Below are 22,667 nucleotides of genomic sequence, written 5' to 3' on the forward strand. Positions count from 1 at the left end.
CCCTGACAAATTCGATATCCAACTCCAGTTCGTTGGCAACGATGTGTGGTGAGAGCGAGCAAGCGGCGGGCATGTAGTAGAGTTTCATTAATCGTCTCCAGGATTTCAGTACCTCGCGACATGTTGCACGAGGACCAAAATCCACTTAGTTGACGCGGTAGAGAAATGTAAGAACGCAAAATAATGTCATCTAGGTACATAAATTATACCGGTTTTCAGGAGGTGCTAATTTGAAGGACACCGTCACCGGTTGTTCCGTTGAGCTCGCAATGCATCTGCTGGGCGGAAGATGGCGTTTGCTAATCGCATCCTATCTCATCGATGGTCCAAAACGGTTCAACGAACTCAGGAGGCTCATACCGGGAATTTCTCAAAGGATGCTGAGCCTAGACCTCCGTGCATTGGAGGACGCCAGCTTGATTGCCAGAACCGTTTACCCAACAGTTCCCGTAAAGGTGGAGTATGCGCTCACCGAAGAAGGACGCCGTCTGGGTAAAGTTGTCGCAGTCGTTCAGGAATTCGGGCTTTGGCTGAAAGATAGGAATGCAAGCTGACCTGATGTCCGCTTCGGGCCACAAGCCGACTTAGCTACAATCACTCTCCCCACCATCAAACCGCCCATTCCTCATCCGTCGTAAACACAATCGTCAGCCATCGATCCGTCCCCTCGCCGCCGAGTGCATCGCCGATCTCGTCGCGGATCGCGTCCCATTCTTCGAGACGCCGGGGTGGCCAGTTTTTCGGGACGATGAAGAAGAGTTCGATCTGGCGGCCTCGCCCCACGCGGGCGACATAGGAATAGTGCGAGGCGAAGCCGAATTTTTCGACGGTCTCGGCCGCTACCCTGTCCACATGCTGCTTGAATTCAAACGGCGTCACCAGAAGGATGTCGGCGAGCGCCTGCTTCACATTGCCGAGCGGCATGGGAATGATGATGAGGCAGACCAGCGCCAGAACGGCGGGGTCGATATAGGGCGCGATCCATTGATGCGCCGTTCCCGTCAGCCCGTAGCCGATGGCGAAGGCGAGGAACAGGGCCGCGCTCAGGAGCGCGCTCATCAGCCAGCTTTTGGCGTCCAGCGCCACGAAGGCCGATTTCAGTCTGCGGTTCTGGCGTTTGACGAACCATGCCATGATGAGCGAAACGGCAAAGCTGACGAAGGTGACGATGATGGCGTAATCGAACTCGATCGATCTGCCGCCGTCCATCAGGCTGTCGATGGCGTTGATCAGGGCATAAATCGCAGCGCCCATCAAAAGCGTGCCGTTGAGGCCGAGGACCATCGGCTCCAGATGCCAGAAGCCCATGGTGAAACGCTCTGCCAGCCGGCCACCGGGCCGCGGGGCGGCGGAAGCCGCGATCAGCCGCGCCACCAGTAGCGCCAGCACCGTCATGAAGGCATCCGTCAGGGCATAAACGCCATCGAACACCACCGCGAAAGAGCCGGAAAACAGGCCTGCACCAATGCCGAACGCGGCCAGAAGAACCGTGATGGCAATTGAGAATTTCAGCAGAGATTGTTCGGTCATGACGCGTATTTAACCTTCAAAAGCGGGCGCCGCCTTCCTATAAACAGCACAGATGGAGCGGGATAGCGAAAACTGTGGACGGTTTTCGCCTGTAGTCACGCTTCGATTCTTTGATCTGCTGCAAACAAGACAGGACAAAACCCATGGATCTCGGCATTTCCGGCAAACGCGCCCTCGTTCTCGCCTCCTCTCGCGGCCTTGGGCTGGGCATCGCCACGGCGCTGGCGAATGAAGGCGTGAATGTTCTTCTCGTTGGCAGAAGCAGCGAAAAGCTGGACGCGAACTGCAAGACGATCAATGCACTCGGCAAGGGCAAGGCCGACTGGGTGCGGGGCGATCTTGGCGATGACAATTTCGTCGAGGCCATGGTTCAGGCCGTGAACGACAAGCTCGGCGGCATTGACATTCTCGTCAACAACACCGGTGGCCCGACGCCGGGTCTTGCGCAGGAGATCACGACCGAGAAGCTGGAGAGCTTCTTCCAGTCGATGGTGCTGCGCGTCATCACGCTCACCAATGCGCTGCTGCCGCAGATGAAGGAACAGGGCTTTGGCCGCATCCTGACCGTTGCCTCCTCCGGCGTGTTCGAACCCATCCCCAATCTGGCGCTCTCCAACACGCTGCGTGGGGCGCTGGTGGGCTGGAGCAAGACATTGTCGAGCGAAGTGGCCGGTTTCGGCATCACCTCCAACCTTCTTCTGCCCGGCCGCATCCATACCGACCGCATCGACGAGCTGGATGGCGCCAATGCCAAGCGCCTGGGTAAAAGCATGGAGGAAATCCGCGAGGCTTCGGTCAAGAGCATTCCGGCAGGCAGGCTTGGCACGGTGGAAGAATTCGCCGCCGCCGGGGCTTTCCTCTGCTCGGTTCCGGCAAGCTACATCACCGGCACAATGCTGCGGGTGGATGGCGGCGCGGCGAAATCGAACTGACGCCGGTGCGACGCCGGAGCGGTCAAGAGGCCGCTCCGTAGACTACGAAGCGGTTTCTGCCGGTATTCTTGGCTTCGTAGAGTGCCGTGTCGGCGCGGCGCAGCACATCGCTCGCGCTCTCGCCGGGATCGGCAAAGGCAATGCCAGCCGAACAGCTGTAACGGAAATCCGGCACATCGCTCAGCGGCGATGCCTCGGTCAACGTCGCCAGCAGCTTCTGCATGGTGCTTTCCGCGCTCAGCATTCGCGAACCGCTGAGAACGAGCAAAAACTCCTCACCGCCGATCCGCCCCACCAGATCGTCCCGGCCGATCGCGGCGGAAAGCCGGGTGGCGAAATCCTTAAGGACGAGATCGCCGCAGGCATGCCCGAAACGGTCGTTCACCGCCTTGAAATGGTCGATATCCATGATGATCACCGCAAGCGCCTGCGCCTTGTTGGGGCCAAGCATCTGGTTGAGGATATCCATGGCATAGCGGCGGTTGCCGAGGCCTGTGAGTTCGTCGCTCAGCGCCGATTTCAGCGCCCTGTCGCGCTCCTGCCGCAGATCGCGCAACTGGATGCCAAGCTCGGAAACATCGGTCACGACACACAACATCCAGCCGCCCGGCAGCGTCGTTTCCGTCGTCAGCATCCAGCGTCCATCGTTCAGGCTGGTTTCGATGGTGCGGTAAGGCAACTTGCCGCGCCTAGTCCGCGCCGAGCGCAACCACAGTTCGAAATCGGTGGTTTCGACCGCCGTTCCTGTCGAGCTGCGATACCCGCCGCGCATCAGCTCCATCCAGTTCGGAAAACCGTCCGGAGCCATGCCCAGCGCCTCGCGGAAGGCCGCATTGGCAAAGCGCAACTCATCGCTGCCATCGAAAAGGGCATAACCCTGCTGCGATGACGCCATGAGGTTCATAAGCTGGGAATGGAAAATTTCCACGTCGCCGCGAATGAGGACCTCCGGCCCGGGCGGCACATCTTGGAGGGCGGAACATGCCTGCTTGCGGGACATCTGGACTTCCGGGTTACAACGCGACAGCTACAATTAAGAAAGCTCCCTGAGGATATAGCCTTTATCTATACTTTGCGATTGCGAAAAAATATTTAATTTGCATCGCAAAACTGTATTTATAACGGAAAATTACTTTATTCTAATGTTTTAATAAACCGAGAACTGGCGCTTGCCATTCTGCCGGGCCTGTGCAATCAACCGCCCTCCTCTGACATCGGGATGCCAAATGCGTCCCTTATTCTCACGCCGGGCCGCCTTTGGGCCGGGCGAGCATTTCTATCGGCGACAAGGATATGGCGATGACGCAAAAGCGGGCACTGGGCCTCGATTTCGGCACGACCAACACGGTCATGGCTCTTTCCGACGGCGGCGGCGAAAGCCGCTCCATGCAGTTTACCAGCAGCGCTGGCACGGATGACAGCATGCGCACCGCGCTCTCCTTCATGAAGGATTCGGGCCTTGGTGCGGCTGCCCTGCACGTGGAAGCGGGCCACGCAGCCATCAGGCAATTCATCGACAATGCGGGCGATTGCCGCTTCCTTCAGTCGATCAAGACATTTGCGGCCTCGCCGCTCTTCCAGGGTACGTTGATCTTCGCCAAGCGCCAGAGCTTCGAGGATTTGATGGACGTGTTCCTGCGCAAGCTGAAAACCTATGCGGGCGCAGAGTGGCCAAGCGACGTCTCGACCGTCATCGCCGGTCGCCCCGTGCGTTTCGCCGGCAGCAATCCGGATGAGACGCTGGCGCTCTCCCGCTACAACGAAGCGCTGACGCGTGCCGGTTTTCCGGAAATCCACTATGTCTACGAGCCGGTGGCGGCCGCCTATTATTTCGCCCAGAGCCTGAAGAAGGACGCCAATGTGCTGGTGGCGGATTTCGGCGGCGGCACCACCGACTATTCGCTGATCCGCTTCGAGAGCCATGCTGGCAAGCTCTCCGCCACCCCCATCGGCCATTCAGGCGTCGGTGTCGCCGGTGACCATTTCGACTTCCGCATGATCGACAATCTGGTCTCGCCGGAAATCGGCAAGGGCAGCAAGTTCAAGAGCTTCGACAAGGTGCTGGACGTGCCTTCCGGCTACTACGTGAATTTCGGTCGCTGGAACCAGCTGTCTATCTTCAAGACCTCGAAGGAATTCACCGATCTGAAATCGCTGGTGCGCTCGGCGCTGGAGCCGGACAAGCTCGAACTCTTCATCGATCTCGTGGAGCATGACGAGGGTTATCCGCTTTATCAGTCGATTTCCGCCACCAAGATGGCGCTGTCCTCGGCCGAAGAAGCGGAATTCAACTTCGCGCCGCTCGGCAAGGCCGGCCGCAAAATGGTCAAGCGCAGCGACTTCAACAACTGGATCGCCGACGACCTCGCCAAGATCGAGGGGGCGCTGGACGAGGTTCTGGAGAAGACGCAAGTCGCGCCTGAGGCAATCGACAAGGTGTTCCTCACCGGCGGCACCTCCTTCGTGCCGGCGGTGCGCGAGCTTTTCACCCGTCGTTTCGACGCGGACCGGATCGAAACCGGCGGCGAGTTGCTCTCGATTGCCCATGGTTTGGCCATGATCGGCGAAAGCGGTGACATTCAGCGCTGGACAGCGTGATTTACGGGTTCCCCGGGCGGGGAACATGGGATAATTTCACCCCATGATCGCCGCTCACGACCTCTCCCCGGCCGAACTCGCCGCGCTTCTGCATTTCCATGCGGATGCGGGCGTGGACTGGTTGCTGGAAGACGGACCTGTTGACCGTTTCGCCGAATTTGCCGCCTCCCGCCCTGCCCGACCGGCAGCGCGTCAGGAAAGTTCTGCGCCCGCACACCAGATGGACAGCGGCACGGAGCGTCGTGCCGATGCTCCGCAGCGGCAGACGGCAGGTCGCAGCGCGCCGACGAGAGGCGCGCCGCCTGCTCCGGCACTTCAGCAGAATGTTGCCATGCCGGACGAACAGGCCGTGGCGGCTGCCCGTTTTGCGGCTGAAAGCGCAAGGTCGCTTTCCGAACTGAAAATCGCGCTTGAGGGTTTCAGCGGCTGCAACCTCAAGAACAGCGCCCGCAACACGGTATTCACCGAAGGCGACCCTGCTTGCGCTGTCATGGTCATCGGCCCGATGCCGGATGCGGATGACGACCGCGAGGGCCAGCTTTTTGCCGGCAAGACCGGGCTGCTGCTCGACCGTATGCTGGCCGCTATCGGCCTTGACCGCGCACGCATCATGCTCGGCAATGTCGTGCCCTGGCGTCCACCGGGCAACCGCCCGCCGACTCAGGCCGAAATGGATATTTGCCGCCCCTTCATCGAGCGCCAGATCGCACTTGCGGAGCCGAAACACCTGTTGCTTCTTGGCAACTTGACCGCACGTTTCTTTTTCGGCGGCACCGGAACGATCCATACGCTGCGCGGACAGTGGCGTGATGTCGCAGCTGGGCACCTGGTTTTACCGGCGCTGGCGAGCCTGCATCCGCAGGAACTTCTAAACGCACCTGCCAGTAAGTCATTGGCATGGCAGGATTTATTGGCGTTTCAGGCAAAAATCTCCGAAGGCTGATTGCCTGATTCTTACTCAGAGTAAACGAAGTATGAAAAAAGCCATGCGTATTACGCATAACAGCGGCGCGCTGACCCGGCTTGCCGAATCCATGCTGCACTGCGATAAGCCAGCCTGTGTCTTGGGAGGAATTCGGTTTAAGGAACCAAGGCAATGACCACTCGCTTCCGTCCGGTACATTCCGGCTTTGAAACGCTCCGACTGGCGGGCCTCGGCCCTCGCTCCAGTCAGGGTTACCATCGTTTCGGCGCTGCCGCTAACGAACAGATGACCGCACGTGCTGCCATGCAGCAGGTTCGCGTCACACGTCCTGCAGCTGTCTTTGCGGATTTCCGCGAGCGCTGAGAGCACTCAGGCCGGTGTAAAACCGGTCCATATCTTTGATTGCGCGCTGGCGTCTTTCTTCGGGAAGGCGCCTTTTGCATTTGCGGGACTAGGCGCCGAAACGACAACGGCTCTGGCGCCGACGATGCCGCATGTTTGCGACCTCCGCCAAATTTGGTGCGTCACCCCTGCGGCGTGGAGGCCTTGCGTGCCGCGCGTCTCGCCAGGCCCAGCTGGTGCTCGCGGAAAATGATGAAGATGCCGGCGAAAATCACGATTGCCGTGCCGATCAGCATGGTGAGCGTTGGAATGTCTCCGAACAGGATATAGGAGACCGCTATCCCGAAAACGATGGAGCTGTATTCGAAGGGCGCGATAGTGGAGACCTCCGCGTGGCGATAGCTCTCCGTCAGGAAGATCTGTGCGACGCCGCCACAAATGCCGCTGGTGATCAACAGCACGGCCTGCTTGGTATCCAGAGCGCTCCAGCCGAAGGGTACGCTGACGAGCGAAAGCAAGGTGGCCGTGAGCGAGAAATAGAGAACGATGGTCGGCGTCTTTTCCGTTTCCACCAGTTGCCGCACCTGGATCATTGCGAGACCGCCAAGTGCTGCCCCGCAGAGCACGGCAATCGCGCCCAGCCCCTCGCCCGCAGCAAAACCGCCTTCACGCAACAGAGTCATCTTCGGCCACAGGATAACCAGCACGCCCATCATGCCAACGAAAACCGCGCTCCAGCGGTAGATGCGCACCTTCTCGCGCAGGATGAAGGCGGCGAACACGACGGCCAGCAGCGGTGAGGCATAACCAATGGCGATGAATTCCGGCAACGGCAGCAGCGTCAGCCCGTAAAACCCGCAGGCCATGGAGAGAATGCCGAGAAACCCGCGCTTGAAATGGCCGATGAGATTGTTGGTGTGCAGCGCGCTCGTCAGCGCATGCAGCCAGGCAAGATAAACGACGATGGGGATGATGGCGAAAGCGGAGCGGAAGAAAGTGATCTGACCGGCAGGCACATCGGGACCGGAGGCCTTGATACAAGTCTGCATCACCAGAAAAAAGCCAACCGAAATCAGCTTCAGGCTTATCCCCCGAAAGGGATTTGTCGGTTCGGCGTTCATCGGCAGTTACTCATATCGGCTGCGCAAACACGCCATCGGGAGATTGTTCATGCGGGGGAGGACGACGCGGAGGAATTGGATTTGCACAAGGCTAGAGCATTCCCGAAGCGCTTTACAACAAAAAATGTTATTTACCCATGAATTCCGTTGATCTGGTGAGGCGCAGGATTGCTTTCCCCGGCTTGGGGCCTCCTCACCCCCATTGTTCAGGCCTTCAGCCCTGATGGCGACGTGAGAATCAGACCAAAAGCGACACGCGCTAAAATTTGAAGAAAATAAAATACAATTTCAGCAATCGTTCAACATTTGCTGGCATGGTCCGCAGGTCCGGCAGCGACAGAATCGTCTGCAGGGCCGGCAAAGCCTTCCATGGCAGGACAGAACGTCCTCCCGATGCGCACATGATTGTGACGAATACTCTACCTATTTTACATCCGGGCCTTATGACGACATGATGCCCGGAGGACAACGACAAAGTTATTCAGGAACAGACATGCGAACAGACACGGGCCAGATCGTTCACCTGGCAGATTACCGCCCCACCGATTTCGTTCTGGAGCGGGTGGATCTCACCTTCGAACTCGACCCCAAGAATACCAAGGTCGAAGCCCGTCTGATCTTTCATCGCCGAGAGGGCGTCGATGTGTCAGCGCCGCTCGTTCTCGATGGCGACGAGTTGACGCTTTCGGGCCTGCTGCTCGACCAGGTGGACATTCCCGCAAGCCAATATGACGCGACGCCCGATAGCCTGACGATCCGCGATCTGCCTGCGGCGACGCCCTTCGAGATCTGTGTCACCAATTACATCAATCCGCAGGTCAATACGCAGCTGATGGGGCTTTACCGCACCAACGGCGTTTATTGCACCCAGTGCGAGGCGGAAGGTTTCCGCCGCATCACCTATTTCCCGGACCGGCCCGATGTTCTGGCACCCTATACGGTGACGATCATCGCCGCGAAGGAGGGCAATCCGCTGCTGTTGTCGAACGGCAACTTCCTCGGCGGCGGCAATTACGATGAAGGCCGCCACTTTGCAGCCTGGTTCGATCCGCACCCGAAACCCAGCTATCTCTTTGCGCTTGTCGCCGGCGATCTCGGCGTGGTGGAAGACACGTTCACCACCCTTTCCGGCCGCGAAGTGGCGCTGAAGATCTATGTCGAGCATGGCAAGGAGCCGCGCGCGGCCTATGCCATGGATGCGCTGAAGCGCTCGATGAAGTGGGATGAGGAACGCTTCGGCCGTGAATACGACCTCGATATCTTCATGATCGTCGCCGTGTCCGATTTCAACATGGGCGCGATGGAGAACAAGGGTCTCAACGTCTTCAACGACAAATTCGTGCTGGCCGACCCGGAAACTGCGTCCGATGCGGACTACGCCAATATCGAGCGCATCATCGCGCATGAATATTTCCACAACTGGACCGGCAACCGCATCACCTGCCGCGACTGGTTTCAGCTGTGCCTGAAAGAAGGCCTGACGGTCTATCGTGACCAGGAATTTTCCGCCGACATGCGCTCGCGCCCGGTCAAGCGCATCGCCGATGTGCGTCACCTGAAATCGGAGCAGTTTCCAGAGGATTCCGGTCCGCTGGCCCACCCGCCACGCCCCGATACCTATCGCGAAATCAACAACTTCTACACGACGACCGTTTATGAAAAGGGCGCCGAAGTCACCCGCATGATCGCCACGATCCTTGGCGAAGACGACTTCAAGAAAGGCATGGACCTTTATTTCGAACGTCATGACGGCGAAGCGGCGACTGTTGAGGATTTCGTCAAGAGTTTTGCCGATGCCAGCGGCCGCGACCTGTCGCAGTTTTCGCTGTGGTACACCGAGGCCGGCACGCCGCTCGTCTCCGTTTCTTCCGCCTACGATGCCGCCAAGGCGACCTTCAGGCTGACGCTGGAACAGACCGTCGCACCAACGCCCGGCCAACCGGTGAAGCAACCGCGTCATATTCCGCTGTCGCTGGCGCTGATTCTCGACAATGGCCAGATCGCCGAGCCGCAGGCTGTTACGGGCGGCGAATACCGTGACGGCGTGCTGCATCTGACCGAACGCAACCAGACATTCTCCTTCTCCGGCATTTCATCGCGCCCAGTGCTGTCGCTCAACCGCAGCTTCTCGGCGCCGATCAACCTGCATTTCGAACAGAGTGCTGCCGATCTGGTGCAGGTCGCCCGGCACGAGACGGATATGTTTGCCCGTTTCCAGGCGCTTACCGATCTCGCTTTGCCGGCGCTGATTGCCGCCACCAGGGCCGTGCAGAACGGCCAAGAAGTACGCTCGGACGCCGACCTTATCGCAACGCTGATCGAAATCGTCGGCGACGCTTCGCTTGAACCCGCTTTCCGGGCACAGGCGCTGGCGCTGCCGAGCGAAACGGACATCGCTCGTGAACTGGGCGGCAATACCGACCCGGACGCCATCCACAAGGCCCGCAACGCGACGATCAAGGCCATTGCCACGGCCGGTATCGAAACGCTCCGCCGGCTCGCCGACAGTGACGGAAATGGTGAAGCCTACAGCCCCGATGCTGACAGCGCCGGACGGCGTTCGCTTCGCAACGGCGCGTTGAGCTTCCTTGCTTTTGCTGAGGGAACGCCTGACAGGGCGGCAAAGGCCTATTCCAGCGCCACCAACATGACCGATCTTGCGCATGCGCTTGGTGTACTGACCCAACGTTTCCCCGACAGCACAGAGACAAAGGAGGCGCTTGCCGCCTTCGAAGCCCGCTTTGCCGACAATGCGCTGGTTCTCGACAAATGGTTCTCGCTGCAGGCCGCCATTCCCGGCGACGGCGCGCTGGAACGTATCAAGGCGCTGATGACGTCGAAACACTTCATAGCTTCCAATCCCAACCGGGTACGGTCGCTGGTGGGCACGCTCGCCTTCTCCAACCCGACCGGTTTCCACCGCGCCGATGGTGCCGCCTACCGGTTCCTCGCCGAGCAGATCATAGCAATCGACAAGCGTAACCCGCAGCTTGCCGCGCGCATTCTCACCTCCATGCGCTCCTGGCGGTCGCTGGAAGCAAGCCGCGCCGAACACGCCAAGGCAGCACTTTCGACGATCGCCGAAGCAAAAGGTCTTTCGACGGATGTCAGCGATATCGTCGGGCGTATTCTGAAAGGATAATACCCGGCGAACATTCGCCAACTCCCCTATTCCAGACAATGCCTGTGCGCCGTCTTGATTTCCGTCAAGGCGGCGCAACGCATTGCGCGACACAATCGTCAGCGACAGGCCGGAACGCGGCCGCAAGCGGAAAGGGACTTCAGATGACGGATATTTCCAACACCAGCAATTCGTTCCAGCGTTTCATCACCGAGGCCCCGGCCCATCAGGCTGTCTGGCTTCAGGCCGTGCAGGGGCTGGGTGCGGCGTCCACGCTGGATGCCAAGACGCAATGCCTGGTCTATATCGGCATTCTCGCCGCACTGCGGCTTGAAGGCGGTGTGGAATTTCATGTGCTGGAAGCCAAAGCGCATGGCGCAAGCCGTGACGATATCATCAGCGCGGTGCTGACCGGGCTTCCCGCCGCCGGAAACGGCGTTCTCGGCGCACTTGGACCTGCTCTCGAAGCTTTCGACAGGGCTTGAGAACCACCGGCCGTAACACACAGGAACGTTCCAGACCGGCCATCCGGGTGTCGTTTTTTCCAATGCCCGCCGCCGCTGTGCAGACCGTAACGCGCTGTCCCGAAAAAATACGGAGTCGGTTCAAGGGGTTAAAATTCTTTTAACTTTTGCCTCTGGACACGGCGAATCGCATTTGATTCACTATGTCTATTCGAGCGGCGGCGCTTCGAATCAGTGGGGATATCTTGAAGGCGGGACAATGACGAACGTGCGGCGGGCGACTGCGGGCGATGAGCGGCCGTATGCCAAATTTTCTGATCTTGCGGCCTGGGGCGAAAGGCTTTCCAGCGACCTGATGGGTTTGATGAACGGCTCCGACCGCCCGATGCCGCAGGTCGAGACCCTGCTGAAGCGCCTCATTCCCATTCTCATTCTTGCATTTCTCGTCGTCATCGCGGCGTCACGCATGCTGGGCATCGTTGCCGAATATAGCCGCATGGAAGAGGCAGCCCGCCACTCTACCGCACTGACAGCGCTGACGGCCAAAGCAGCCCTTATCAACAACGGTATTGTCTTTGCCTCGCAAGAGCGCACCCGCGCAGAGGCGAGCCTTGCCGCAGCGCTGCCTTCGGGCAGCCTTGCTGATGGCACGATGGTGCTTCTGTCGGGCAGCAACGGCCGGATTTTCGCCGGCGCCGGCAAGGGCGCCACGCTTTATATCGGCACCTCCCTGCCGGCTTTGCTTCCCGAAATCGCCATTGTTCAGCGTTTTCCCGGCGCGCCCGGCACCATCGAAACGAATATCGACAACCAGCCGCATTATGCGACGATGATCCCCTTCGGCGACGATGGCGGCATGGTCATCGCGGCGCGCTCGCTTGAGCCGATCCGTTCTTTCTGGCGCAGCGAAATCGCCATGAACGTGACGCTGTTTGCCGGAATCTCCTCGATCCTTCTCGTCGTGCTCTACGCCTATTACATGCAGGTCAAACGCGCCCGCGACGCTGACGACATCTTCGCTGAATCGAACCTGCGGGTGGAGACGGCGCTGTCACGTGGCCGCTGCGGCCTGTGGGACTTCGATCTTTCCACGCGGCGCATGTTCTGGTCCGGCTCGCTCTACGAAATCCTCGGCAGACCGCCGAAGGCCGCACCGCTGTCCTTTTCCGATGCGGCGCGCATGATGCATTCCGAAGATGGGAACCTCTACGAGCTTGCCCGTGCTGTCGGCTGCGGTGATCTGCGCCAGATCGACCAGATCTTCCGCATGCGCCACGCGAAAGGCCACTATGTCTGGCTGCGCGCCCGCGCCCAGGTCATCCGCACCAATAATGGCCCGCGCGTCATCGGCATCGCCATGGACGTGACCGAGCAGCACCGCCTTGCTCAACGTTATGCCGAGGCAGACCAGCGCCTTGCAGACGCCATCGAATCCACCTCGGAAGCCTTCGTGCTGTGGGACAAGAACGACCGTCTCGTCATGTGCAACACCCATTACCAGAAGGCTTACGGCCTGCCGGACAGCGTTCTGGTAGCGGGCACCGAAAAGAGCGCCGTGCAGGCGGCTGCGGCACGCCCGGTCGTGGAGCGGCGCGTTGCGGACCCCGATCAGTCTGGCCTTTCGCGCATGACGGAAGTGCAGCTTGCCGATGATCGCTGGCTACAGATCAATGAGCGCCGCACCCGTGACGGCGGCCTCGTCTCCGTCGGCACCGACATTACGCTTCTGAAGCGCCATCAGGAGCGCCTGCGTGACTCCGAGCGCCGGCTGATGGCCACCATCGGCGACCTTTCCGCCTCGCAGCATAAGCTGGAGCGGCAGAAGACGGAGCTTTCAGACGCCAACGCCAATTATCTCGCCGAAAAAGAGCGCGCCCAGGCGGCAAACCTCGCAAAGTCCGAATTCCTCGCCAATATGAGCCATGAGCTGCGCACGCCGCTCAACGCCATTCTCGGCTTTTCCGACATCCTGCAAAACGAGATGTTCGGCCCGGTTGGCTCGCCGAAATATTCCGAATATGCCCGGGATATCCACGACAGCGGCAAGCACCTCCTAAATGTCATCAACGACATTCTCGATATGTCCAAGATCGAAGCCGGCCATATGCGGATCAACCGCGAGACAATCGATCTCGCGCCGCTGATCGAGGAAACCCTGCGGCTGACCGCCATCCAGGCGGAACAGAAGAACATCACCGTGCAGCAGAAGGTCTGCGCCGGGCTGACGATGCAGGGCGACCGCCGCGCCATGAAGCAGATCATGCTCAACCTTCTGTCCAATGCCGTGAAGTTCACCGGCAATGGCGGCCGCGTAGCGCTGCGCACCCATGTGCATCAGGCCGCCATGATCCTCACCATCGCCGATACCGGCATCGGCATTCCCGCCGAGGCGCTCGACAAGATTGGCCAGCCCTTCGAGCAGGTGCAGAGCCAATACGCCAAAAGCCAGGGCGGCTCAGGCCTCGGGCTCGCCATCTCGCGCTCGCTCGTCAGGCTGCATGGCGGCACGATGAAAATCCGCTCCTGCGAAGGCAGAGGCACGGTGGTGACGATTATCATCCCGCATGCGGCAGGGTGCTGTGGCACGGTGCATTGAGGAATATCGGGCTGTGCCCGCTGCGTTGCAGTAAGTGACGGCAGAACGCGCGATACCCACCATCACCCGCCATTCTTCACCGTTGCCACAAACGCCTTCCTGACAACCTTCGCCAGCCGCTTCACCTCGCCCTCCAGCGTGGAAATATCCGGGCAATCCCCGGCCCGGCAAACCAGATCGATAAGACCGGCAGGCGCTTCCTTCGGATTGAAAGCACCGTCGATGCACAGCCGCACGATCTGCGATATCTCGGTGTAAAGCGCCGTCGCCGCCATGCAGTCGTCGAAGGATTGCTGCTCCATCACCGGGGCGGCCAGCACCTGCAATGCCTCTGCCGTGTTGCGACCCGGTTCGTGCGGCTGGAGACCCCTGGCGGGACCGACCAGCGCCAGATATTGGGCGATGAATTCGAGGTCGATCAGCCCACCATTGATGAGCTTGAAGTCCCAGATATTTTCCGGCGGCTTTTCCTGTTCGATGAGGCTTCGCATTTCCAGCACATCGGCTGAGACTTTCGCCACATCGCGCTTCTGGGACAGTACCGAGGCGATGATGCCGCGCGCATCTTCCATCAGCGAGGCTTCGCCACAGATCAGGCGAGCGCGGGAAAGCGCCATATGTTCCCAGGTCCAGGCTTCCTCGCGCTGGTATTTCTCAAAGGCGGAAATGCGCGTCGCCACCGGCCCCTTGTTGCCGGAGGGGCGAAGACGCATGTCCACCTCGTAAAGCACACCTTCGGCCGTGGGCGCCGATAGTGCGGCAATCAGCCTTTGGGTGACGCGAGTGAAATAACGCACCACATCGAGCGGTTTTGCGCCGATCGATTCATGGGCGGCATCGTCGTAATCGTAGAGGAGAATGAGGTCGACATCCGAACCCGCGGTCAGCTCGAAGGAGCCGAGCTTGCCCATGCCCATCACGGCCACGCGCCCGCCCGGATATGGCCCATGCGCCGTCTCCATCTCCGAGAGAACGGCATTCAGGGCCGCTTCAATTACCAGATCGGCAAGATGGGTAAAGGCGCGGGCGGCGATCTCGCCACGGATCGCGCCTGTCAACAGCCGCACGCCGATGAGAAAGCGCTGCTCGGCGGCGAAAATACGGAGCCGGTCGAGAATATCCTCGTAGTGGCGGGCATTGGAGAGGAAATTGCCCATGCGCTGGGCAAGATATTCGCGCGTCGGCACGTCGCTCATCAGCGCCGGGTCCAGCATGCCGTCAAAAACATGCGGGCGGGCGGCGATGATTTCGGCAAGGCGCGGGGCCGACGACATGATCGTCACCAGCAGCGACAGCAGCGCCTGATTGTTGCCGAGCAGCGAGAAGAGCTGGATGCCCGCCGGTAGCCCGGAGAGGAAATTATCAAAGCGCAGCAGCGCCTCATCCGCCCGCTTGCTTTCGCCAAAGGCGCGCAGCAGATCCGGCGTCAGCTCCGTCAGCCGCTCGCGTGCCTCGACCGATTGCGTCGCCCGGTACCGGCCATTGTGCCAGGTGCGGATGACGCGGGAAATATCCTCCGGCCGCTGAAAACCAAGTGCTGAGAGGGTTTTCAGCGTATCTGGATCGTCCTTCTGCCCAGTGAAGACCAGATTGCCTGCCTCACCGGAGAGTTTCGTCTCCTGTTCGAACAGCGCCGAATAACGGCGCTCCACCAGCCGCAGCACCTTTTCCAGCTTCTCGGAAAACGCCTTGGTATCTTCAAAACCGAGCATGAAGGCAATGCGCTTCAGTTCAGTTTCGGTGTCGGGCAGCACGTGGGTCTGCTCATCGCGCACCATCTGAATGCGGTGTTCCACTTCGCGCAGGAACCAGTAGGCGTCCGTCAGGCTGTCGCGCGTTTCGGCATCGATCCATTTCGCTTCGGTGAGCGCCGCAAGCGCCTCCTGCGTCGCGCGGACCCTGAGCGCCGGCATACGGCCGCCGGCAATCAGCTGCTGCGTCTGCGCGAAGAACTCGATCTCGCGGATGCCGCCGCGTCCGAGCTTGACGTTATGGCCCTTAACCGCAATCGCGCCATGGCCCTTATGCGCATGGATCTGCCGCTTGATGGAGTGAATATCGGCAATCGCCGCGTAATCGAGATATTTGCGGAAGATGAAAGGCGTCAGTTCGCGCAGGAAATTGTCACCGGCCTTCAGATCGCCGGCCACCGGCCGCGCCTTGATATAGGCGGCGCGTTCCCAGTTCTGGCCCCTGCCCTCGTAATAAAGCAGCGCCGCTTCCACGGGAATGGCGAGCGGCGTCGAGCCGGGGTCTGGCCGGAGCCTCAAATCGGTGCGGAAGACGTAACCGTCTGCCGTGCGTTCCTGCATGATACGCACGAGGCGGCGCATCATGCGGCCGAAATTCTCTGTCGCAGCATAGGGATCATCGATAATGCCAGCAGAGGGTTCGAAGAACACCACTGCGTCGATGTCCGAGGAATAGTTCAGTTCGCGAGCGCCGAGCTTGCCCATGCCAAGCACGATCAGGCCGGAACCTTCGCTTGGCGCGGCAACGTTCTTAAGTTTGAGCTTGCCGGTCTCATGGCCGACAAGCAGCAGGTGGTCGATGGCGGCCGACAGCGAAGCATCCGCCATGTCGCTCAGCCAGCGCGTGGTATCGCGGGCAGTGAAGATGCGCGCCAGATCGGCAAGCGCAGCGACAAAGGAGAGCCGACGCTTGGCGATCCTCAAGCGCGACATCACCTCGTTTTCGACGGGCACGCCGCCCTCTTGCCCCGGCTTCCAGCAATCGCGCGCTTCACGGACGAGATCGGCCAGTAGTGGCTCCAGCGGCTTCGAAATCGCGAGCGTCAGCAGCCCCTCATCCGCCGCGGCCATGTCGCGCAGATAGGGCGACAGCGTGAAAGCCGCAGCGATGAAGTCCTTCAGCGCGCTTTCGGCGGCAAGAAGCGCGGCCACAGCTGGCTCGCCCTTGGCGATATCCTTCAGCGTGGAGAGAACGGATTTCAGTTCCGTCTGCGTATAGGGGCGGATAACTCCCGGCAGAACCTCGCTCAGCCGCCTTTCAGCGGTTTCCCGTTTCGTCACTGTCTCTCTCCCTCTCCCGAGCGACCCATCCTTGCGCTTCGACCGTGCCTGATTCTCAGGGAGGATCGCTCCCCGCAAAATCGTCCTGCCGCCACGCATTGTCGAAGCTTCCGGGCGCATACACTCCGCGTTGTAACAAATGCGTGGCGCTTTGCGATCAGGAAAACCGTTTTTGCCGATCTTTTCCGCGGTCTGGCCTGCGGAAGCGCCATTTCAGTCGTGGCCGGCAATCTCGCGTAATGTCTCCGCAATTATGCCCACGTAGCGTCCTGCTCAACGAAACCCGACTCCCAGGTTTTGCAACGCTTGATGCTGCAACGGATATGATCATGAAACAGATTTTTACAGTGAAATGGCAAAAGAACCTGCGTGCAATGGCGTTGTGCCTGACCGCGCTGCCCCTGGCGCAGGCCGTCTGCACGCCCGTCCTCGCTGCTGATCTCGGCAAATCGGACAGGTTCGCCGAACCGCAGGGCAATTTCGACAATGCCCGCTACAGCAGTTCCAGTGAGTGGAAAATCACACTTGGCGTGGGTGCTGCCTACGCTCCCAAATATGAGGGCTCGGACAAGCTGGAAGCAGGCGCGGTTCCCCTGGTTTCCGTTGAGTATGGAGATACGCTGAGCATCGATTTCAGCGGCGTCACCGTCAACCTGCTGAACAGCAACGGCTTCAGACTGGGCGTCAAGGGCGGCTGGGAAGCCGGGCGCAAGGAAAAGGACGACAAGAAAAATCTTCGCGGAATGGGTGACATCAAGGCGGGCGGCGTGGTCGGCGGTGTTATCGCTTATGGCATCGATCCCTTCGAGGTCTATGCGAAGGTGGACAAGACCATCAGCGGCAGCGAAGGGTTGACCGCAACCGTCGGCGCCAGCGTTTCGCACAAAGTCGACCAGTTCATCCTTGGCGCGGACCTCTCCGCCACCTGGGCGGACGACAAGCACATGAAATCCTATTTCGGCGTCACCTCGGCCCAATCCGCCCGTTCCGGCCTGCGCCGCTATGACGCCAAGGCAGGCTTCAAGCGCATCGACGCCAGCGCCTCCCTCACTTACCTTATGACCGAGAACTGGTCGATCACCGGCGCCGGCGGTGTTGGCTTCCTGCTGGGCGATGCGAAGGACAGCCCGCTCTCCAAGAAGGACATCCAGCCCTTCGCGATGATTGGCGTGGCTTATACGTTCTGAGCCGATGGCGACGTGGCGTTGCGGGGATGCGTAACCATCTCCGCAACGCCGTCACGTGTCTGTCCCGCCGCCTGAAATTGTCGCCTGCCCTGGGCGGAGGATCGTCGCTAAGTTCAGAGAATCCTGTCCCTGTATTCCGGCGGCGCCACCCAGCATTGCGCACGTTTTCCGAACCAACGGTAGCGATTGCGGGCGACAAAACGATAGACGGGATCGCGCAGAAATGCGGGAATTACGCGCAACATGCCAAGCAGCCGCCAGGGCATTCCAAGCGCCTCGTAGATAGCAAGAACGCCGTCGCTATCCTGTCGCACCCTGTCGCCATCGACGACGAGCAGGCTGACCGGATTTTTGGGGTCCATTCCGTGCCGACGGTAGATTTCCGTGCCGACGGCTCCCTGCATGGAGGCCAGCCGGAAATATCCGGCCTTGTCATGCCGCAGTACGAATTGCGCATTCACGGAACACAGCACACATTCGGCATCGAACAGAATGATCGGTCCATGGTGGTCGCCAACCAAGGGGGCCATGTTTGCCATCGATCATAAGTCCTTTTGCCGATCGCGATGCGATCCCCTCATAAAGTCCAGCTGTAGAACCTTATAAGATATTCTTCCGATCATCTTTCAATTCAATCTCGAGAGACGATTATTTCTCGGAGGTGAACGAATTTCCGCACAAATCGCGGTGACCAGCCGGTGCTGGTGGCAGCGGCGTTGGATAGCGCGGCTTACTGGGTCGAAACGGGAAAGATCATCGAAACGGTCAGGCCCGGGCAGACGGAATTCGTAGTGTCGGTGTCCGACAGCGCAAGCGATCCGCCGTGCAATTCCATCACGGCCTCCACCAGCGACAGGCCGAGCCCCGTGCCGGGTTTGGAGCGGCTTTCGTCCAGCCGCACGAAACGTTTCAGCACCTCGCCGCGCTTGTCGGCGGGGATGCCGGGGCCGTTATCGGAGACGGACAGCACGATGGCGTCCGGTTCGCTCACCAGACGCACGATGAGTTTTTTGTCGCCCTCGCATTCGCAGGCATATTTCATGGCGTTGTCGATGAGGTTTGAAAGCGCCTGGCCGATCAGCTCACGGTTGCCCTGCACCGAAAGACCGGGTTCGATCTCGGCCTCAAGCGTAAGTCCCGCGTCCTCGGCTACCGGTTCGTAAAGTTCGGCGCTGTCGGCGGCGATTGCCGACATGTCCACATCGGTCATTTCGGCGGCGATGGAGCCGGCCTCGACGCGGGAAATCATCAACAATGCATTGAAGGTGCGGATCAACTGGTCGGATTCGGCGATGATGCCTTCGAGTGCCGCGCGCCGTTTCGTCTCGTCGTTATCATCCAAGGCGGCGGCTGCCTTGTTGCGCAGCCGCGTCAGCGGTGTCTTGAGGTCGTGGGCGATGTTGTCGGACACCTGCCGCAAGCCCTCGTTCAGCTTTTCGATACGGCCGAGCATGGCGTTGAGCGAGCCGGACAGCCGATCGAACTCGTCGCCGGAGCGGCCCTGCGGCAGGCGCTGCGAAAGATCGCCGGCCATGATCTTCTTGGTCGCTGCCGACATGCGGTCGATGCGTTTCAAGGCATTGCGGCCGATGCCGAACCAGATGAGCAGCGCACCGGCGCTCATGATGGCAAGCGCCACCATCAGCGCATTGCGCACCAGCGCCCGGAATTTGGTGGGCTCGCCGAGATCGCGGCCGATCAGGATGCGCAGGCCGTTGTCCAGCATGAAGACATTGGCGGTCGCCATATGCTGCACGCTGTCGCCGCTTTCGGAATAACGTTCGTAACGGAAGGGGAAACCCGTCCAGCCCTCCTTGTCAAACACGCCGGGCTGCACGGAAGCGACGTTGCCTGCAAGGATTTCGCCATTGGGGCCGGCGATGATGTAAAGGCTCGCCCCCGGCTGGCGGGCACGGCGCTCCATCATCCGCAACAGCGGGTTGATGCCGCCGCGATTGTAGATGCGCTGCACATCCGACACTTCCTGCAGCACCGCGTCACGCGTCTGCTGGTTCAGCAGCCGTTCGGAAAGGGCGGTGACATAAAAGACCAGGAAGGCTGCGCAGAGCGCAAACAGCAGGATATAAAGCGCAGAAAGGCGCACCGCTGTTGACCGGAACAATATTCTGAGGCGGACCATTTTCGCCAATCAGCCCTCGTCCTTCATCATGTAACCCGCGCCGCGAATGGTCTTCAGCAGCGGCTTTTCGAAGTCCTTTTCGATCTTCGAACGAAGGCGGGACACATGCACGTCGATGACATTGGTCTGCGGGTCAAAATGATAATCCCAGACGTTTTCCAGAAGCATGGTGCGGGTCACCACCTGGCCGGCATTCTTCATGAGATATTCCAGCAGGCGGAACTCACGCGGCTGCAACAGGATTTCCTTGCCACCGCGACGGACATCGTGGGACAGCCGGTCAAGTTCGAGATCGCCAACACGGTAGACCATGTCCTGTTCGGGTTTGCCCTTGCGGCGGCCCAGCACTTCGATGCGTGCGAGAAGTTCGGAAAAGGCATAGGGTTTGGGCAGATAATCATCGCCGCCAGCACGCAGGCCGGTCACGCGGTCGTCCACCTGCCCAAGAGCCGAAAGAATGAGAACCGGCGTCTCGATGCCGCGCCGGCGCAGCTCGCTGATGACGGAAAGTCCGTCGCGGCGCGGCAGCATGCGGTCGATCACCATCACGTCATAGGAATTCTCGCAGCCCATGAACAGGCCGCTTTCACCATCGCTCGCGTGATCGGCAACGATACCGACTTCCCGGAACGCCTTGGTCATATAGGCCGCAGCCTCGAGATCGTCTTCAATAACAAGAATCTTCATGTGCGGGACAATAGCGCCCTCGCCCTTTTCCGCACAACCGGAAACAGATGCGACAGACATTTCCTGAACCTTGTTTTCCATGAGATTTCCTCCTCGGTGCTGACTGGACCGGCTTTGTGGGTCCTTGTCTTCTCCCCCGCCGGGGGGAAGGTGGCCCGAAGGGTCGGATAAGGGGGCAAGGGCGCGGTCTATCGCTGGCCTTGCCCTTGATCCCGCTGCCGCGACCTTCTCCTCCCTAGCGGAGAAGAAACAAGCGGCACGCGCGTTCCACATACTCTGTCCCGCCCTCAAGGTGAGAGACAGTCCCGAGCGACGCCGGCTCGAAGAAGAACCGGCGCCGCATCTCAGATTATCAACCCTGGTCGATATCCAGTGCGATGAAGCGGCTGCCGCTGTCCGTCTGGATCTGGAACAGCGCCTTGGAGCGTCCGTCCTTCTTCGCCTGCTCGAGAACCTTCTCGATATCGGCGGCAGAAGCCACCTGCTGGTTGTTGACGGAGGTGATCTTCTCACCCGTCTTCAGGCCACGGGCAGCGGCGTCGCTGTCCGGATCGACATCAGTGATGGCAAGGCCGTTGCCGTCGTCAGCGGGCGCAACCGTCAGGCCGAGGCTCGACAGCACCTTTGCGCTGGAAGGCTTGCTGCCACTGTCGTTTTCCTGGCCCGGCGTTGCCTTGGAGGCATCGTCGCTTGCGAGATCGCCAAGCGTCACGGTGACCGACTGCGACTTGCCGCCGCGCCAGAGCGAGATTTCAACCTTGCTGTTTGGCGTCATGCTGCCGATGCGGCGCGACAGATCGCGGGCATCCTTGACCGGGTCGCCATTGACGGCGGTGATGATGTCACCCTGCTTGATGCCAGCCTTGTCGCCCGGCGAACCGGACTGCGGCGAGACGACGAGCGCGCCCTTCGCTTCGGCAAGACCAAGCGACTCGGCAATGTCCTTGCTGACGGGCTGGATCTGCACGCCGAGCCAGCCGCGTTCGACCTTGCCGTCCTTTTGCAGGTCGGCGATCACGTCCTTGGCAACGGACGACGGGATGGCGAAAGCAATACCGACATTGCCGCCAGATGGCGAGAAGATCGCGGTGTTGATACCAACGACTTCACCGTTGAGATTGAAGGCGGGACCACCGGAGTTGCCGCGGTTCACGGCGGCGTCGATCTGCAGGTAATCGTCATAGGGGCCGGAGCCGATATCGCGGCCACGGGCGGAAACGATGCCCGAGGTTACCGTGCCGCCGAGGCCGAAGGGGTTACCGACGGCTACGACCCAGTCACCGACGCGAATCTTGCTATCGTCGGCAAACTGCACATAGGTGAACTTGCGGTTCACATCGACCTTCAGCAGCGCCAGATCGGTACGCGGATCACGGCCAACGAGCTTGGCTTCGAGTTCGGTACCGTCATTCATCACCACCGTGTAGGCGGAGCCGTCATCGACAACGTGGTTGTTGGTGACGACATAACCGTCTTCGGAGATGAAGAAGCCGGATCCTTGAGCGACGGGGCGCAGCGGACCCTTGCCGTCACGGTGACGGTTCGGACCACGGTCGGGACGGTCCTGGTTGGGGCCGCCGAATTCCTTGAAGAAGCGCTTCAGGGGATGGTCGTCCGGCAGCTGGTCGAGACCACGGCCGCCGAAATTGAAGGAAAAGTTGCTGGAATCATCGGAAGCGGGCTGCACGTTCGACTGGACGCGAACGGAGACGACGGCGGGCGAAACAGCCTCGACCACATTGGCGAAGCTCGGAACCTGCGGCGCAGTCACCTCCACCGGAGCGGCAAAGGAATGAACGATCGGTGCGGCGATGCCTGTGGAAAGCATCAGCGCGGCAAGACCGCCAACGGTCGTTGCCTTCAGAACCGTCTTCAGCGAGGAGCGTCCGTTTTGCGAGTGAGACATGGTGTACCTTCTTTCTTCATTCAGACTGGAACCCGTTTGACCGGGGGAGAAGCGGTGGATGATGAAGATATAGTAGGCGACACCTT

General features: G+C 60.2%; 18 protein-coding genes. 9 read left to right on the top strand and 9 right to left on the bottom strand.

All coding sequences use genetic code 11. The features are described from left to right. Positions 1-88: thioredoxin domain-containing protein (locus ACQZ6D_RS12920; protein ID WP_458575402.1), on the bottom strand; the 88-nt coding region annotated here is incomplete at its 3' end. Positions 89-230: 142 nt separating this feature from the next. On the opposite strand from ACQZ6D_RS12920, the gene ACQZ6D_RS12925 reads away from it, so the two are divergent. Continuing rightward, positions 231-554 (top strand): winged helix-turn-helix transcriptional regulator, encoded by a 324-nt coding sequence (locus tag ACQZ6D_RS12925; RefSeq protein ID WP_003517287.1) that lies wholly within the window; start codon positions 231-233, stop codon positions 552-554. Positions 555-609: 55 nt separating this feature from the next. Here the strand turns inward: ACQZ6D_RS12925 and ACQZ6D_RS12930 are convergent, their stop codons facing one another. Continuing rightward, positions 610-1,530 carry a cation diffusion facilitator family transporter gene (locus ACQZ6D_RS12930; protein WP_003512170.1) on the bottom strand — a complete coding sequence of 307 codons (921 nt, stop codon included), beginning with the start codon at positions 1,528-1,530 and terminating at the stop codon, positions 610-612. A 143-nt stretch (positions 1,531-1,673) separates the two neighbouring features. On the opposite strand from ACQZ6D_RS12930, the gene ACQZ6D_RS12935 reads away from it, so the two are divergent. Next, positions 1,674-2,462, top strand: coding sequence for an SDR family oxidoreductase (locus ACQZ6D_RS12935; protein ID WP_013635763.1), 789 nt, complete (start codon positions 1,674-1,676; stop codon positions 2,460-2,462). A gap of 22 nt (positions 2,463-2,484) precedes the next feature. Here the strand turns inward: ACQZ6D_RS12935 and ACQZ6D_RS12940 are convergent, their stop codons facing one another. Continuing rightward, positions 2,485-3,462, bottom strand: coding sequence for a sensor domain-containing diguanylate cyclase (locus ACQZ6D_RS12940; protein ID WP_038490403.1), 978 nt, complete (start codon positions 3,460-3,462; stop codon positions 2,485-2,487). 299 nt (positions 3,463-3,761) lie between these two features. On the opposite strand from ACQZ6D_RS12940, the gene ACQZ6D_RS12945 reads away from it, so the two are divergent. The 3 genes from ACQZ6D_RS12945 to ACQZ6D_RS12955 all read left to right on the top strand — a co-directional run bounded on the left by ACQZ6D_RS12945 (position 3,762) and on the right by ACQZ6D_RS12955 (position 6,348). After that, complete coding sequence (locus tag ACQZ6D_RS12945; protein ID WP_065661577.1) at positions 3,762-5,060, top strand: Hsp70 family protein; 1,299 nt, start codon at positions 3,762-3,764, stop codon at positions 5,058-5,060. A gap of 43 nt (positions 5,061-5,103) precedes the next feature. Next, positions 5,104-6,003, top strand: a complete 900-nt coding sequence (locus tag ACQZ6D_RS12950) for a uracil-DNA glycosylase (protein ID WP_003512166.1) — start codon at positions 5,104-5,106, stop codon at positions 6,001-6,003. Positions 6,004-6,156: 153 nt separating this feature from the next. Continuing rightward, positions 6,157-6,348, top strand: a complete 192-nt coding sequence (locus tag ACQZ6D_RS12955) for a hypothetical protein (RefSeq protein WP_003497027.1) — start codon at positions 6,157-6,159, stop codon at positions 6,346-6,348. Between the two features lie 161 nt (positions 6,349-6,509). On the opposite strand, the gene ACQZ6D_RS12960 is transcribed toward ACQZ6D_RS12955, so the two are convergent. Further along, the gene (locus ACQZ6D_RS12960; RefSeq protein WP_003512165.1) at positions 6,510-7,448 is read right to left on the bottom strand and encodes a DMT family transporter; all 939 of its coding nucleotides are present in this window, start codon (positions 7,446-7,448) and stop codon (positions 6,510-6,512) included. 493 nt (positions 7,449-7,941) lie between these two features. Here ACQZ6D_RS12960 and pepN point away from each other — a divergent pair, with 493 nt between their 5' ends. The 3 genes from pepN (at position 7,942) to ACQZ6D_RS12975 (ending at position 13,629) form a co-directional block, all read left to right on the top strand. Further along, a complete protein-coding gene (pepN, locus tag ACQZ6D_RS12965; RefSeq protein ID WP_448729764.1) occupies positions 7,942-10,590 on the top strand; it encodes an aminopeptidase N in 2,649 nt (882 codons plus the stop codon). Between the two features lie 143 nt (positions 10,591-10,733). Further along, positions 10,734-11,054 carry a carboxymuconolactone decarboxylase family protein gene (locus ACQZ6D_RS12970; protein ID WP_111798950.1) on the top strand — a complete coding sequence of 107 codons (321 nt, stop codon included), beginning with the start codon at positions 10,734-10,736 and terminating at the stop codon, positions 11,052-11,054. A gap of 238 nt (positions 11,055-11,292) precedes the next feature. Beyond that, positions 11,293-13,629 carry a PAS domain-containing sensor histidine kinase gene (locus ACQZ6D_RS12975; protein WP_019564062.1) on the top strand — a complete coding sequence of 779 codons (2,337 nt, stop codon included), beginning with the start codon at positions 11,293-11,295 and terminating at the stop codon, positions 13,627-13,629. Positions 13,630-13,691: 62 nt separating this feature from the next. On the opposite strand, the gene ACQZ6D_RS12980 is transcribed toward ACQZ6D_RS12975, so the two are convergent. Then, on the bottom strand, positions 13,692-16,661 hold the full coding sequence (locus ACQZ6D_RS12980; protein ID WP_448729765.1) for a bifunctional [glutamine synthetase] adenylyltransferase/[glutamine synthetase]-adenylyl-L-tyrosine phosphorylase: 2,970 nt from the start codon (positions 16,659-16,661) through the stop codon (positions 13,692-13,694). A 323-nt stretch (positions 16,662-16,984) separates the two neighbouring features. Between ACQZ6D_RS12980 and ACQZ6D_RS12985 the strand changes: the two genes are divergently transcribed. Further along, on the top strand, positions 16,985-17,848 hold the full coding sequence (locus tag ACQZ6D_RS12985; protein WP_065688146.1) for a MipA/OmpV family protein: 864 nt from the start codon (positions 16,985-16,987) through the stop codon (positions 17,846-17,848). 113 nt (positions 17,849-17,961) lie between these two features. Here the strand turns inward: ACQZ6D_RS12985 and ACQZ6D_RS12990 are convergent, their stop codons facing one another. The 4 genes from ACQZ6D_RS12990 to ACQZ6D_RS13005 form a co-directional block, all read right to left on the bottom strand. Continuing rightward, positions 17,962-18,387 carry a thiol-disulfide oxidoreductase DCC family protein gene (locus ACQZ6D_RS12990; RefSeq protein WP_065704910.1) on the bottom strand — a complete coding sequence of 142 codons (426 nt, stop codon included), beginning with the start codon at positions 18,385-18,387 and terminating at the stop codon, positions 17,962-17,964. Positions 18,388-18,578: 191 nt separating this feature from the next. Further along, complete coding sequence (locus tag ACQZ6D_RS12995; RefSeq protein WP_003512151.1) at positions 18,579-19,988, bottom strand: sensor histidine kinase; 1,410 nt, start codon at positions 19,986-19,988, stop codon at positions 18,579-18,581. A gap of 9 nt (positions 19,989-19,997) precedes the next feature. Further along, positions 19,998-20,756, bottom strand: a complete 759-nt coding sequence (locus ACQZ6D_RS13000; RefSeq protein WP_013635754.1) for a response regulator transcription factor — start codon at positions 20,754-20,756, stop codon at positions 19,998-20,000. Between the two features lie 271 nt (positions 20,757-21,027). Then, the gene (locus tag ACQZ6D_RS13005; RefSeq protein ID WP_003512147.1) at positions 21,028-22,581 is read right to left on the bottom strand and encodes a Do family serine endopeptidase; all 1,554 of its coding nucleotides are present in this window, start codon (positions 22,579-22,581) and stop codon (positions 21,028-21,030) included. Between the last annotated feature and the right edge of the window lie 86 nt (positions 22,582-22,667).

The sequence above is a fragment of the Agrobacterium sp. 22-3639C2 genome, from assembly GCF_053522105.1.

What these genes read in the sequence shown, in the direction of transcription:
- ACQZ6D_RS12930 (WP_003512170.1), bottom strand. Translation starts at nt 1,530, where the DNA reads ATGACCGAACAATCTCTGCTGAAATTCTCAATTGCCATCACGGTTCTT.
- ACQZ6D_RS12935 (WP_013635763.1), top strand. Translation starts at nt 1,674, where the DNA reads ATGGATCTCGGCATTTCCGGCAAACGCGCCCTCGTTCTCGCCTCCTCT.
- ACQZ6D_RS12940 (WP_038490403.1), bottom strand. Translation starts at nt 3,462, where the DNA reads ATGTCCCGCAAGCAGGCATGTTCCGCCCTCCAAGATGTGCCGCCCGGG.
- ACQZ6D_RS12945 (WP_065661577.1), top strand. Translation starts at nt 3,762, where the DNA reads ATGACGCAAAAGCGGGCACTGGGCCTCGATTTCGGCACGACCAACACG.
- ACQZ6D_RS12950 (WP_003512166.1), top strand. Translation starts at nt 5,104, where the DNA reads ATGATCGCCGCTCACGACCTCTCCCCGGCCGAACTCGCCGCGCTTCTG.
- ACQZ6D_RS12955 (WP_003497027.1), top strand. Translation starts at nt 6,157, where the DNA reads ATGACCACTCGCTTCCGTCCGGTACATTCCGGCTTTGAAACGCTCCGA.
- ACQZ6D_RS12960 (WP_003512165.1), bottom strand. Translation starts at nt 7,448, where the DNA reads ATGAACGCCGAACCGACAAATCCCTTTCGGGGGATAAGCCTGAAGCTG.
- pepN (WP_448729764.1), top strand. Translation starts at nt 7,942, where the DNA reads ATGCGAACAGACACGGGCCAGATCGTTCACCTGGCAGATTACCGCCCC.
- ACQZ6D_RS12970 (WP_111798950.1), top strand. Translation starts at nt 10,734, where the DNA reads ATGACGGATATTTCCAACACCAGCAATTCGTTCCAGCGTTTCATCACC.
- ACQZ6D_RS12975 (WP_019564062.1), top strand. Translation starts at nt 11,293, where the DNA reads ATGACGAACGTGCGGCGGGCGACTGCGGGCGATGAGCGGCCGTATGCC.
- ACQZ6D_RS12985 (WP_065688146.1), top strand. Translation starts at nt 16,985, where the DNA reads ATGATCATGAAACAGATTTTTACAGTGAAATGGCAAAAGAACCTGCGT.
- ACQZ6D_RS12990 (WP_065704910.1), bottom strand. Translation starts at nt 18,387, where the DNA reads ATGGCAAACATGGCCCCCTTGGTTGGCGACCACCATGGACCGATCATT.
- ACQZ6D_RS12995 (WP_003512151.1), bottom strand. Translation starts at nt 19,988, where the DNA reads ATGGTCCGCCTCAGAATATTGTTCCGGTCAACAGCGGTGCGCCTTTCT.
- ACQZ6D_RS13000 (WP_013635754.1), bottom strand. Translation starts at nt 20,756, where the DNA reads ATGGAAAACAAGGTTCAGGAAATGTCTGTCGCATCTGTTTCCGGTTGT.
- ACQZ6D_RS13005 (WP_003512147.1), bottom strand. Translation starts at nt 22,581, where the DNA reads ATGTCTCACTCGCAAAACGGACGCTCCTCGCTGAAGACGGTTCTGAAG.